Below are 12,960 nucleotides of genomic sequence, written 5' to 3'. Positions count from 1 at the left end.
CGATACGGCGAAAGCGCTTGCAGAGCTGCATTGTCCCACGTGGTATGAGCAAAAAAAAGACGACCATGCGGTCGTCTTTTGCTTTGAGTCAGAGGCCGAAGCCTCTTTTGCGCGTCCGCCTGTCTCCACAAGCGTAGACTCAAACTCAGGCGTCTTTATCACCCAGCAGGACAGATTCCAGGGCGATTTCCATCATCTCTAAAAACGTGGTCTGACGCTCATCAGAAGTCGTCGCTTCGCCACGCAGAATGTGGTCAGACACAGTACATATGGTCAGGGCTTTGGCACCGAATTCCGCCGCCACACCGTAAATCCCTGCCGCTTCCATTTCCACACCCAGAATACCGTACTTATCCATGGTCTTGAAGAAGTCGAAATCCGGGTTGTAGAACAAGTCGGCTGAGAACAGGTTGCCGACTTTGACTTCAATACCTTTGGCTTTGGCGGCATCCACGGCATTTTTTACCATGCCAAAATCAGCAATGGCCGCAAAATCGTGACCACCAAAACGGATGCGGTTCACTTTAGAGTCGGTCGAGGCTCCCATGCCGATCACCACATCGCGCAGATTGACGTCATCACGCACGGCACCACAGCTGCCGACACGGATGATTTTCTTCACGCCGAAGTCTTTGACCAGCTCAGTGGCATAGATAGAACAGGATGGAATGCCCATACCGTGGCCCATAACAGAGATCTTGCGACCTTTGTATGTGCCGGTGTAACCGTACATATTGCGCACATTACAGACTTCTTTCACCTCTTCCAGGAAAGTGTCTGCGATGAACTTGGCACGCAATGGGTCGCCCGGCATCAGAACCACGTCGGCAAAATCACCCATTTCAGCGTTAATATGTGGAGTAGCCATCTGTTCGCTCCTTAAATTTGTTGAGTGCCTCATCCATTATGGATGAGGCAGTGGCGCATTCAGCGTCAAACCTCACCACACTGCAGTGCGGTTACAGAAAAGATTTGCCGTAATCCATTGCCGAGGTACCGAAGTAGCTCGCCAGACTCTGGCCGATATCAGCAAAGGTGTCGCGGCGACCCAGTGAGCCAGCCGGGATCTTAGGACCACTCACCAGCACAGGAATGTGCTCACGGGTATGGTCTGTGCCCGGCCAGGTTGGATCACAACCGTGATCGGCCGTGATGATCAGCACATCGTCTTCTTTCAGCTGCGACAGCAGCTCAGGCAGGCGACGGTCAAAATATTCCAGCGCGGCGGCATAACCGGCCACATCGCGGCGGTGGCCGTAGGCGGAATCGAAATCGACAAAGTTAGTGAACACTATGGTGTTGTCACCGGCGTTTTCCATTTGTGCCAGGGTGGCATCAAACAGAGCTTCCAGCCCGGTCGCTTTCACTTTCTGGGTGATACCGCAATGGGCATAAATATCGGCAATCTTACCGACAGACACCACGTCACCTTGCTTCTCTTCCACCAGTTTTTGCAGCACAGTGGCTGACGGTGGCTCAAGAGACAGATCACGGCGGTTACCGGTACGTTCGAACTGGCCTTTACCTGCGCCGATAAACGGACGGGCAATCACGCGGCCGATATTGTAGTCTTCAAGCTCTTCGCGCACGATCTCGCACAGCGTCATCAGGTTATCTAGGCCATAAGTCTCTTCATGGCAGGCAATCTGGAACACAGAATCTGCCGAGGTATAGAAAATCGGCTTGCCGGTTTTCATATGCTCCTCACCCAGATCGTCCAGTACCTGAGTACCGGAAGCATGGCAATTACCCAGGTATCCCGGCAGTTGTGCACGTTCGACAATGCGATCCAGCAGCTCCTGCGGGAAACTGTTGCTGGTGTCGCTGAAGTAACCCCAGTCGAACAATACCGGCACACCGGCGATTTCCCAGTGGCCAGACGGGGTGTCTTTGCCAGATGAGATCTCAGCAGCGTGACCGTAGGCGCCGGTGATCTCAGCCACAGGATCTAAGCCTTGCGGGAATTCACCGCAGGACTCTTCCGCTGCCTTACCCAGACCCAGTCGGGTCAGGTTTGGCAGGTTCAGCAAACCGCTGCGTTCGGCATTGTCGGCACGGCCTTCAGCACAGGCTTTGGCAATATGGCCCATGGTGTTCGCACCCACATCGCCGAATTTGACCGCATCTTCAGTGGCACCCAAGCCAAAAGAATCGAGTACCAGGATAATTGCTCTTTTCATCATTGCTCCAATTTAGACATCTTCAGCACGGATGCGACGGTATACCTCTGGTGTCGCCGCCGGTGCCTGCTCAGTGACTGTGACAGCCTGACGAACAGCATTCGCAGCGTCCTGCCATTGTGCTTCATTGCGGGCATGGATAACGGCCAGCGGGGTCTGCTTATCAAGCGTCTGACCCAGACGTATCATGTCAGTCAGACCCACCGCATAATCAATACTGTCAGAAGCCACTTTCCGGCCACCGCCCATGCTCACCACGGCCATGCCCAGTGCGCGGGTATCCATCGCCCCGGCAAAGCCGCTGGTTTCAGCAAACACAGGTTTGATGATCTCTGCATTCGCCAGATAATTATTATAGTTTTCAACAAAATCAGCCGGACCACCCAGGCCGTGCACCATTTTGCCGAACCGCTCTGCCGCTGCGCCGTTGTCCAGCACCGCTTGCAACTTAGCGCGGGCTTCGCCTTCGTCTTTGGCCAGGCCTGCGTTCAGCAGCATGTCTGCACACAGCGCCATAGTGACTTCAAACAAGCGCGGATTGCGGTATTCGCCGGTCAGGAACTGGACGGCTTCGCGCACTTCTACTGCGTTACCGGCACTGGAAGCCAGTATCTGGTTCATGTCGGTCAGTAAGGCGGTGGTTTTGGTGCCGGCACCGTTGGCCACGGCCACAATGGATTTCGCCAGTTCTTCCGAAGCCTCATAAGTAGGCATGAAAGCGCCTGAACCCACTTTGACGTCCATCACCAGCGATTCCAGACCTGCGGCCAGCTTCTTCGACAGAATAGAGGCAGTGATCAGTGAGATATTATCAACCGTGGCGGTAATATCGCGGGTGGCATACACTCGCTTATCAGCCGGTGCAAGATCACCGGTCTGACCGATAATGGCCACGCCTGCACTTTTGGTAACCTGACCGAACACCTCGTTCGACGGCATGATGTTATAGCCCGGAATGGATTCCAGTTTATCCAGCGTGCCGCCGGTATGGCCCAGACCACGACCTGAAATCATAGGCACGAAACCGCCACAGGCGGCGACCATGGGGCCGAGCATCAGTGAGGTCACATCACCCACACCGCCGGTGGAGTGTTTGTCGACAATCGGGCCGCCAAAGTTCATGTGATCCCAGTTCAGCACCATGCCTGAGTCGCGCATGGCACAGGTCAGTGCAACCCGCTCATTCATGGTCATGTCGTTGAAGTACACCGCCATCGCGAAAGCTGCGATCTGGCCCTCAGACACAGTGTCTTTGGCGATGCCCTGAATAAAGAAGTTAATTTCGTCTTGGGTGAGTGCGATGTTATCGCGCTTCTTGCGGATAATTTCCTGAGGTAAATACATAGGATGCCTCGACATGGCTGGGGAGAGACAATAACGCCCGGCAGACCAAACAGCGTCAGCAGCACGAGCAGACAGGCGCGGTCTTTCCCTTTATTTGGCAGTTTCCTGTGGCAGCCCGTTGAGCCGGCTGCCACAGATCAGGTTCAGAATCGGTCAACCGATACCTGTGGTATCAGTAACCGCCTTCTGCGGCTTTCTCGCCTTCACCCAGCGTATTGAGCAGGTTTGCCAGCAAGCTGGATGCACCAAAACGATAGTGTGCGCTGTCTGCCCAGTCGGCACCCAGAATACGATCAGCCATCGCCAGGAACTGCTGTGCGTCTTCAGCGGTACGTACACCACCGGCAGGCTTAAAGCCTACGCTGTTCTGTACGCCCATGTCTTTGATTACCGTCAACATAATCTCTGCCGCTTCAGGCGTTGCGTTCACTGGTACTTTGCCTGTTGAGGTCTTGATGAAATCCGCACCGGCTTTGATAGAAATTTCAGAGGCTTTGCGGATCAGTGCCGGCTCTTTGAGCTCACCGGTTTCAATAATCACTTTCAGCAGAATGTCACCGCAGGCGGCTTTACACTGTTTAACCAGCTCAAAGCCCACTTCCTCGTTACCGGCAATCAGGGCGCGGTACGGGAACACCACATCCACTTCATCTGCACCGTAAGCAACGGCCGCTTTGGTTTCAGCAACGGCAATGTCAATGTCATCGTTGCCGTGCGGGAAGTTGGTCACTGTAGCAATACGAACATCCGGCGTGCCCTGCTCGCGCAGCTGCTTTTTAGCAACCGGAATAAAACGCGGATAAATACAAATCGCCGCGGTATTTCCGACAGGGGTTTTCGCGTTCTTACACAGTTCGATCACTTTCGCATCGGTATCGTCATCGTTCAGTGTGGTCAGGTCCATCAGTTTTAACGCACGCAGTGCAGCCGTTTTTAAATCGCTCATGACTTTCTCCAGTCGATTATGTTCTACCAAGTGTTCTGTTCACTTTGCCCACTCAGACAGTAGTAACTCTGCCGATTGTAGCCTCAGAGAAACAGAAGCGGACTTGATTCCATGAAGACTCAGGCCCTTTACAGCGTGCCCGATCGACGTCCTTTTCACCGCGCAAGGTGGCATCACCTTGCCAGCCATTCATTTTTGCATCCTAATTCACAGAATTATCAGGATACTTACACGCAGATATCATCAACCTGCGATTCAACGCAGCCATTTTACCAAGGAGCTCAGAGGCAAACCATACAATAGACGTTTCCCAGGGTGGATAATGTGTTGATTCAGCACGCGGCTATCGTCATCTATCCGTCCGGATCAATTCTGAACCTTGTTCAGGAAAAGAAACGTTCAATCAGCCATTGATACAGCTGCCCGCCGATATACACACCGACAATGCCCATCACCCCGGATAACACAGGGGGAGCCGGAATCGGCAGTTTAAGCGCGGAAAACATCAGCCCAACTATCACACCTGCCAGTAAAGCCACTATCACGTCATGCATGCTATCACTCCAGTCGTTGATACCAGACTGGGAGTGCGATGCAATCCGGTCTGGAAATACTCACAGAGTGTAGACCGCAGAAAACCAAGTGTCTGCTGACCCCTTAAGCATGCGCGTACCGCCTGAGTGAAGGAAGAGTCAATTGACGGTTTTTACCGGCTTTTACTGAAAATGATTCAGATAGTTACTGATTCTGTTGACTGCCGCCAATGTCAGCGGCAAAGAAAATGCAAGGCGAAAAAAAACGCCACAGCTAGGCTGTGGCGTTTTCAATCTGACGGTTTCTGACTGAATTACAGTGACAGGAACAGACCTGCAATCGTTGCAGACATCAGGTTAGACAGCGTACCTGCGGCAACGGCTTTCATACCGAAGCGGGCAATGTCGTGACGACGGCTTGGTGCCAGACCGCCCAGACCACCCAGCAGGATAGCGATAGAAGACAGGTTTGCGAAACCACACAGTGCGAAAGAAATGATCGCTTTGGTCTTCTCAGTCATCGCTACACCAGTTTCAGCAACCAGCAGACCACCATCAGCCACATCTTTCAGGTACGGCGTGAAGTTCAGGTAAGCCACGAACTCGTTCACGACTATTTTCTGACCGATGAAAGAACCGGCAACCTGTGCTTCATTCCAAGGCACACCAATCAGGAAAGCCAGCGGCTGGAAGACATAACCCAGGATCAGTTCCAGCGTCAGTTCAGGCATACCGAACCAGTCACCGATACCGCCCAGAATACCGTTGATCAGGGCAATCAGACCGATGAATGCCAGCAGCATCGCACCGACGTTCAGTGCCAGTTGCATACCGGAAGAGGCACCCGCAGCCGCTGCGTCAATGACGTTAGCAGGCTTGTCATCGTGACCTTCATCATCTTTATCAACGCCCAATTGATCCACAGGCGTTTCTGTTTCAGGTTTGATGATTTTGGCAAATAACAGGCCACCCGGTGCCGCCATGAAAGAGGCTGCAATCAGGTATTCCAGCGGTACACCCATAGAGGCATAACCGGCCAGTACACCACCGGCAACAGACGCCAGACCACCACACATCACAGCGAACAGCTCAGACTGAGTCATCTTAGGTACAAACGGACGCACAACCAGTGGTGCTTCAGTTTGACCCACGAAAATGTTAGCTGTTGCAGACATGGATTCGGCACGGGACGTTCCCAGCGCTTTTTGCAGTGCGCCACCCAGAATGTTAATCACAAACTGCATGATACCCAGATAGTACAGTACGCTGATCAGTGCAGAGAAGAACACGATAACCGGCAACACTTTCAGGGCGAAAACGAAACCGCCACCACCGAAGACTTCAAACATCTTGCCTGATACCAGACCGCCAAACAGGAAAGAAATCCCCTGATCACCGTAACCGATCACATTGGCAACGAATTGCGACGCACCATACAGCACATCACGGCCTACCGGCACATACAGTACAAATGCGCCGAAGAAGAATTGAATGGCAAACGCGCCACCCACAGTACGTAAGTTAATAGCTTTACGGTTATCAGACAGCAGCACAGCCACAAGCAGCAGTACAACCATCCCAACCAGGCTCATAAACACGCTCATAGTTTATGGCATCCCTATAGTTAAATTTTGGCGTCTCGACAATTCGGCTCTCTCAAGAGTCGGGCGCATTATACGCATGGCAACTTACAGCATGTAATGCACACATCACACTTTGATTGGAAACCGAGTGAAAGATGAACATCAAGTGTGATAGAGGTCACACCAAGTCACCGCCTGATGGATAAAGAAAAGCCAGAGAAATGTCAAAATCATCAAGTTTGAGAAGGCAGTGCAAACAAAACTTCTGCATTTTTGCTAGTAGCAGCAGCAAGTGCCGCCAATGATTCTGACCTCAGTTCAGCCAGAGCCGCCAGCACTAACGCCACTCTGTCCGGCTGATTCGGCTCTCCCTGGTAACCGGCCAACGGCATATCTGGCGCATCGGTTTCCAGTAACATCGCATCGAGAGGTAACTGAGTCATTGTAGTTCGAGTTTTGTTCGCTCTGCGATAGGTGATCGTACCACCGACGCCAATTTTGATACCTAGATCAAGAAGTTGAGACGCTTGCTGCAAACTACCACTGAATGCATGATAAACCCCTCCCCGAATTGGCGGGCAAGATTTCAGGCATTGCATCAGTTCAGGGAAAGCTTTCCGGCAGTGAAATATCACCGGCAGGTTAAATTGATTGGCTAATTCCAGTTGCCTGATCAGCCAGCCCTTTTGCTGCTGTCTGTCTGCATTCGGGATAGCAAAATCCAGCCCGCACTCCCCGACAGCCACACAGCGGTTGCCCGCCTCCTGACTGACCTTTTTCAGCCTGTTCTCAAGCTGGCTCAGTGTGTCGGCATCATGCTCGGAAGCAAAATACGGGTGCATGCCCAGCGCATAGAAGAGTGCCGGCTGTGCAGGGGATGCCGTGCGGGCACACAGTGTCTGAATGGGCTGCCAGTTTCGCGCCCCCACCGATGGGATCACGATATGGCTGACGCCAGCCTGCCCGGCTTGTGCCAGATAGGACTCTGGATCACCGGCAAACGGCGGAAAATCGAAATGGCAGTGACTATCGATCAGCTGCACCTGAGGTATCCTTTTTCACTGACTGACACGCTCTTGTCCTAGCAGCGCGCTGCGCCGGATGACGGGCATCGTCTTCATCATAGCGGACGGGCGCACAGCAGCGCCGGTTTTCCGGCACAAAGCCCATACGCTCGCACCAGGCATCATAGTGAGCCAGCCAACGGCGGATCAGAGTTAACACAGTGCTCTCCTCCTTGCAGTTCAGATTCAGACAGCCTGCATGATTATGTCAGGAATAGTTTGAATACTGAACAGTATCATTCCTGAGCTGCGTGACATCAAGCGAGCGAAGAGACATGATGCCAACCGAACAAAAAAAGCCCCTGAAATCAGAGGCTTTTTCTTTCGTAGCCTTAAGTCAACAGACAGGCATTAATGCTCGCGGGTGGCGCGGAAGTCCACCTCTGGGAAACGCTCTTTCGCCAGATTGAGGTTCACCATAGTCGGTGCGATGTAAGTGAGGTTATCACCCCCATCCAGCGCCAGATTCACTTCATTCTTGCGGCGGAATTCCTCGAATTTCTTGCCGTCGCCACATTCTACCCAGCGTGCCGTTGCCACGTTAACGCTTTCGTAAATGGCTTCGACATTGTATTCCGCCTTCAGACGGGCCACGACAACGTCAAACTGCAGCACACCGACGGCGCCGACGATCAAATCATTGTTGAGCAGCGGACGGAATACCTGCACCGCACCTTCTTCCGACAGCTGCACCAGGCCTTTCAGCAATTGTTTCTGCTTCAGCGGATCGCGCAGGCGGATACGGCGGAACAGCTCAGGAGCAAAATTCGGAATACCGGCAAATTTCAGATTTTCCCCTTGGGTAAAGGTATCGCCAATCTGAATCGTCCCGTGGTTATGCAGACCAATGATGTCACCGGCATAGGCGGTTTCAGCACGGGAGCGGTCACCGGCCATGAAAGTCACAGCATCCGAAATGCTGATGTTCTTGCCGATACGGACATGGTTCATTTTCATGCCCTGGGTATAAGTGCCCGATACAATGCGCATAAAGGCAATACGGTCGCGGTGTTTCGGGTCCATATTGGCCTGAATCTTGAACACGAAGCCGGAGAACTTCTCTTCCGTGGCTTCAACATCGCGCTCATTCGCCTGACGCGGCAGCGGCGCAGGTGCCCACTCAGTCAGGCCGTCAAGCATATGGTCAACACCAAAGTTACCCAGTGCCGTACCGAAGAATACCGGCGTCAGTTCCCCTTTCAGGAACAGTTCACGATCAAATTCGTGCGATGCACCCAGCACCAGTTCCAACTCTTCACGCAACTGACCGGCCAGATCCTCGCCAACAGCCGTATCCAGTTCAGGGTTGTCCAAACCTTTCACAATCCGGACTTCCTGAATAGTGTGACCCTGACCGGTGGCGTACAGAATGGTTTCGTCACGGTGAATGTGATAGACGCCTTTGAACTCTTTACCACAGCCAATCGGCCAGCTGACCGGCGCACAGGCAATGTTCAGCTCACTTTCCACTTCATCCAGCAATTCCATCGGATCGCGGATGTCACGGTCAAGTTTGTTCATAAAGGTCACGATAGGCGTGTCACGCAGACGGGTGACTTCCATCAGCTTACGGGTCCGCTCCTCGACACCTTTCGCGGCATCTATCACCATCAGACAAGAGTCCACAGCGGTCAGTGTGCGGTAGGTATCTTCCGAGAAATCTTCGTGCCCCGGGGTATCGAGCAGGTTGACCAGACACTCGTTGTACGGAAACTGCATCACAGAGGTAGTGACCGAGATACCACGCTCTTTTTCCATTTCCATCCAGTCCGACTTAGCGTGCTGGTTAGAGCCGCGGCCTTTGACCGTACCGGCACGCTGCAAGGCGTTTCCGAACAGCAGGACTTTTTCAGTAATGGTGGTTTTACCCGCATCCGGGTGAGAAATGATGGCAAACGTGCGGCGTTTACCCACTTCAGTTAAAAAAGACATATTCAGTGAAGATCCAGTTATCGAATTAAGTCAGCCCAGGCGAGGTAGGTTAAAACGCAGCGCCCGGTATGTCAGTTGAGTCTTGCCCGGAACAAGCCGGGTGATGGCTGATTAACCTGTGGTTACATCCTGGCCTCTGTTTGCTCTTCTGTGCCGTAACAGGCAGTAGGGAATGACTTGGGTATATGATGGCGGAATTATACGCAAAGTCTGCGCAAAGAAACAGTCACTCGCCACTCAAGCTGCTTCCGATGCGCGAACCAGGCAGAATAACTGAACGAAAATCGGCGACAAGACGGGCAAAACCCTCCTGCCGCCGCGAGTTCGACACTAACTGAACCGTCTGTTTCTAACCGGCAATCTTTACCCATACCTGGGGAAAGCCCGGGTGTTCGGTCTGCAGATTAATGCTGTACAGCACATCGTTATCGACCACAGTGTCAGCATAAGCCCGGGACAGCGGTAACTGACAGCCGTTGTTGCCTGCCACTGTCATCACCCGGACAGTTTCCAGCGAAGCCGATGCCGAAAAGCGCGCACCAGACTCACAGTGCAGACCGGCAATACTGGCATTGCCCTGTTCATCCAAACTCAGTGTGTAAAGCTGTCCGTCCCAGACCGCCTGGTACTGGCCTGCCACAAAGCCAGCGTGTTGAGCAGACGACGAATCGGCGGCCAGGCGAGTTGTGCCTTCAGGGGTGTCACACACGAAGACATTTTGTTGTGCCTGACACTGATACTGTAATTCGGCAAAATAATAGCCAGTTTGCCCCTGCTCACCCGTTGGTTTTTCCGCCAGAAATGAGCTTTGGTGCTCCCTGTCATCCCACAAGGTCAGTAACGGCAGCCGACCGCTTTCAGCGATGAGCTGCACCTCAACCAGATTGCCGGCGGTATCTTGAGCCACAGCGCGATACACCCCGCTCAGCGCAGCCTGGCCGGTATCTGTAGCGCCACTCTCTTTACCACTGTCTGCGCTGCTGTCCTTGTCTGAGCCATTACACCCCGCCAGAAAAAGCCCCAGCATCAGGCACAGAAGACGTGAATAGTTTCTCATAGCAGCCTCCTAGTTCAGACCCAGCAAACGCTGCTCAGTCAGTGACACCTTGGCTCGCGCCGCCTGGACATTACCGTCTATGGTACTGATTGTGATATAGCCCGCCTTCACCGCATTGCCTTCCGAGTTGGCGTTGGTATCTCCGGCATCCCCCATGCTGAACGACAGCCCTTGCTTACCCTGCATCGCCGTCTGCGCGGTGGCCTTGGCAGTAGACTGATCCATGCCGCCCGCCATCAGTTTTTGCACCATATAGCCAATCAGCACCGCATCGCCTGACAGATCGTCGCTGAACTTGAACTCAATACCGCCGCCGTTCCAGCCAACATCGGTAAACTTATAGCCCAGATTATTGACCATCTCTTCCGGGGTATTGATATTCAGGCCGGTGTAAGCCGGTAACAAGGGTGAACCGGATGGGCGGCTGCTGGCCAGCTTAGCCACCACCTCGACCACGGTATGCGCCACCCGCTCAGACTGATCGGCATCGTGTGCGGTATTTTCATTGGCACTGACCGCTATCGCCGGGATCCCGCGGCTCAGTGCAACCATGGTTGCCCCCAGAGTACCTGAGTTGTTATTCATGAAGCCCAGGTTGTTCCCCTCGTTGGGGCCGGAGATCACCAGATCTGGTGCCTGACCCCAGAGACGCTGCGCGGCCACATCGATACCGTACAAAACCGCCATAACAGGCGTGCCTTCGGCGTAATCAGCAAACGCCACGCTGGTGTCTGTGTCACCGACGCAGAATTCCTGCTGTGCCGCTTTTGTTTCATCCACACTGACAGGTTTCAGGAAGGTCATCGCACCACCTTTGCCGCTTTGTCCGGTACAGGGGGCAGACATGATCACACTATGCCCGGCGTCAATCAGGGCCGATTTCATGATCTGAATATTTTGCGTATCCCAGCTGTCGTCGTTGGTCAGCACAATATTCAGGGCCATTACTGGCGCACTGATCACAGTGGCAGATAGCAGGCTGGCGGTCAGCATTTTTTCCATGGTGCGTTTCATCGTTATTCCTATTGTAAGTTCAACACATTCTCCCTGTCCCGGGAGGCTGCGCTTACTGTTGCGAAATAAGATGACGGCTCTGTGACATCGGCGGCGATGGCAGAATTAGAGATATCTTTAAAATTTTAGTCAGCATTTTCAACACTTTATACATCCTGCTTTGACAGGCTGATTTTTTCTGGCGATATCTTCAAACGGTATTCGGTCTGGGGATTGTCGCCCGGTTTCCGGCTTTCAAAGAGACAATCCTCCGCGACTTCCTCACCTGTGGCAGCTGACAGTGCTTCCTTGATTTTGCTGCGGTTCTGATCGAGGGATTTGGCTTTCAGTCCGGCCTGTTCCAGCTCACGAATAGCCCGTCCATGGCCGCCATAGTGATACATCAGCTCAAGCAGAGACTGCGCCAGCACCGGGTCCGGTTTATTGGAAGGCGGATTTCTGACCCATCCGCCGTCTGTCTCATCGCGCCGCTTGCCGGCATACCATAATAAGTACAACGCCGGGGTGACGGACAAGGCCAAGGGTATGCCAGCCAGTGTCACCTGAACTTTGCCGCCGGTCAGATCAAAGTGCAGCTCTGGGGGCTGGCTGGCACGCGCCAGCAAAGACACCACACATTGCTGCGGCGAACTGAATATTGCCCGGTTTGTGCTGATAAGCGCCCGCAAAATCGCCGGGTTGACCTGGCGGTTAGGATAAGTCTGCCGGAAATGGAGCACGCCCGCTTTGACTGCCGAGCGTTTCAACAAGCCGTCCTGCTGGCCTGCGGCCGCACTTGGCTGTAAGAAAAGCGCCATCAGCACTCTGTCTTCTGCTTTAAGCGGCTGGCCGATGAGGTGCCAGCCTGCCACAGTGAGCAATGCCAGCCCCAGACTGAGGCTCAGCCAGGGCAGCCAATTTATCCGGCAATCAATGTCCAGCCAGGTTTGCTGCGCCCCCTGCGCAGCGATCAGCCAGGTCATGGTCCAGGGTAACCAGCGGCTGTTTTCTGCCGATATCTGCTCCCCCTGAGCTCCAAACCGGTAAATATGGCTGTGACATTGCTGGATCTGAGACGACAACCTGTTGCCCGATACGGCATCCAGCTCGCCTTCCAGCCGCCGGATCAGAATAACTTCCAGTGCTTCAGGTAACTGGTAATCCGCACTGTCCTGCCAGGCCTCAGCCATCACAGGCTGCACTCTGTCAGAGATGATCTGCAGATATTCCTGATAGCGGCCGAATGAAGATACCAGCGCAATGGCCAGGGCGTAGAACACCACCAGCCACATCAGAGGCAAACAGTGAATTCGTTTCATGGGTAATAA

General features: G+C 53.5%; 12 protein-coding genes. All 12 read right to left on the bottom strand.

What is annotated here, in order from left to right:
* Positions 1-145: 145 nt before the first annotated feature.
* A complete protein-coding gene (gene deoD / locus L6J37_RS01390) occupies positions 146-868 on the bottom strand; it encodes a purine-nucleoside phosphorylase (protein WP_192015625.1) in 723 nt (240 codons plus the stop codon).
* A 91-nt stretch (positions 869-959) separates the two neighbouring features.
* Positions 960-2,180, bottom strand: a complete 1,221-nt coding sequence (gene deoB / locus L6J37_RS01385) for a phosphopentomutase (protein ID WP_192015685.1) — start codon at positions 2,178-2,180, stop codon at positions 960-962.
* Between the two features lie 12 nt (positions 2,181-2,192).
* Positions 2,193-3,524, bottom strand: coding sequence for a thymidine phosphorylase (gene deoA / locus L6J37_RS01380; protein ID WP_192015624.1), 1,332 nt, complete (start codon positions 3,522-3,524; stop codon positions 2,193-2,195).
* Between the two features lie 172 nt (positions 3,525-3,696).
* Positions 3,697-4,470 (bottom strand): deoxyribose-phosphate aldolase, encoded by a 774-nt coding sequence (deoC, locus tag L6J37_RS01375; protein WP_192015623.1) that lies wholly within the window; start codon positions 4,468-4,470, stop codon positions 3,697-3,699.
* A 383-nt stretch (positions 4,471-4,853) separates the two neighbouring features.
* Complete coding sequence (locus L6J37_RS01370; RefSeq protein ID WP_192015622.1) at positions 4,854-5,024, bottom strand: XapX domain-containing protein; 171 nt, start codon at positions 5,022-5,024, stop codon at positions 4,854-4,856.
* 293 nt (positions 5,025-5,317) lie between these two features.
* Complete coding sequence (locus tag L6J37_RS01365; RefSeq protein WP_237793858.1) at positions 5,318-6,607, bottom strand: NupC/NupG family nucleoside CNT transporter; 1,290 nt, start codon at positions 6,605-6,607, stop codon at positions 5,318-5,320.
* A gap of 212 nt (positions 6,608-6,819) precedes the next feature.
* Positions 6,820-7,629 (bottom strand): TatD family hydrolase, encoded by an 810-nt coding sequence (locus L6J37_RS01360; RefSeq protein WP_330872726.1) that lies wholly within the window; start codon positions 7,627-7,629, stop codon positions 6,820-6,822.
* The gene (locus L6J37_RS01355; protein WP_192015691.1) at positions 7,613-7,810 is read right to left on the bottom strand and encodes a hypothetical protein; all 198 of its coding nucleotides are present in this window, start codon (positions 7,808-7,810) and stop codon (positions 7,613-7,615) included. Before L6J37_RS01355 ends, L6J37_RS01360 begins: the two co-directional genes overlap by 17 nt.
* A gap of 191 nt (positions 7,811-8,001) precedes the next feature.
* Positions 8,002-9,582 carry a peptide chain release factor 3 gene (prfC, locus tag L6J37_RS01350; protein ID WP_237793857.1) on the bottom strand — a complete coding sequence of 527 codons (1,581 nt, stop codon included), beginning with the start codon at positions 9,580-9,582 and terminating at the stop codon, positions 8,002-8,004.
* Positions 9,583-9,931: 349 nt separating this feature from the next.
* A complete protein-coding gene (locus L6J37_RS01345; RefSeq protein WP_237793856.1) occupies positions 9,932-10,639 on the bottom strand; it encodes a hypothetical protein in 708 nt (235 codons plus the stop codon).
* Positions 10,640-10,648: 9 nt separating this feature from the next.
* Positions 10,649-11,653 (bottom strand): 5'/3'-nucleotidase SurE, encoded by a 1,005-nt coding sequence (locus L6J37_RS01340; protein ID WP_237793855.1) that lies wholly within the window; start codon positions 11,651-11,653, stop codon positions 10,649-10,651.
* Between the two features lie 146 nt (positions 11,654-11,799).
* The gene (locus tag L6J37_RS01335) at positions 11,800-12,951 is read right to left on the bottom strand and encodes a hypothetical protein (RefSeq protein WP_237793853.1); all 1,152 of its coding nucleotides are present in this window, start codon (positions 12,949-12,951) and stop codon (positions 11,800-11,802) included.
* Positions 12,952-12,960: the final 9 nt, after the last annotated feature.

It is taken from the genome of Photobacterium sp. WH77 (assembly GCF_022014395.1).
Taxonomy (GTDB): domain Bacteria; phylum Pseudomonadota; class Gammaproteobacteria; order Enterobacterales; family Vibrionaceae; genus Photobacterium; species Photobacterium arenosum.
This window is presented reverse-complemented; position numbering and strand designations above follow the sequence as displayed.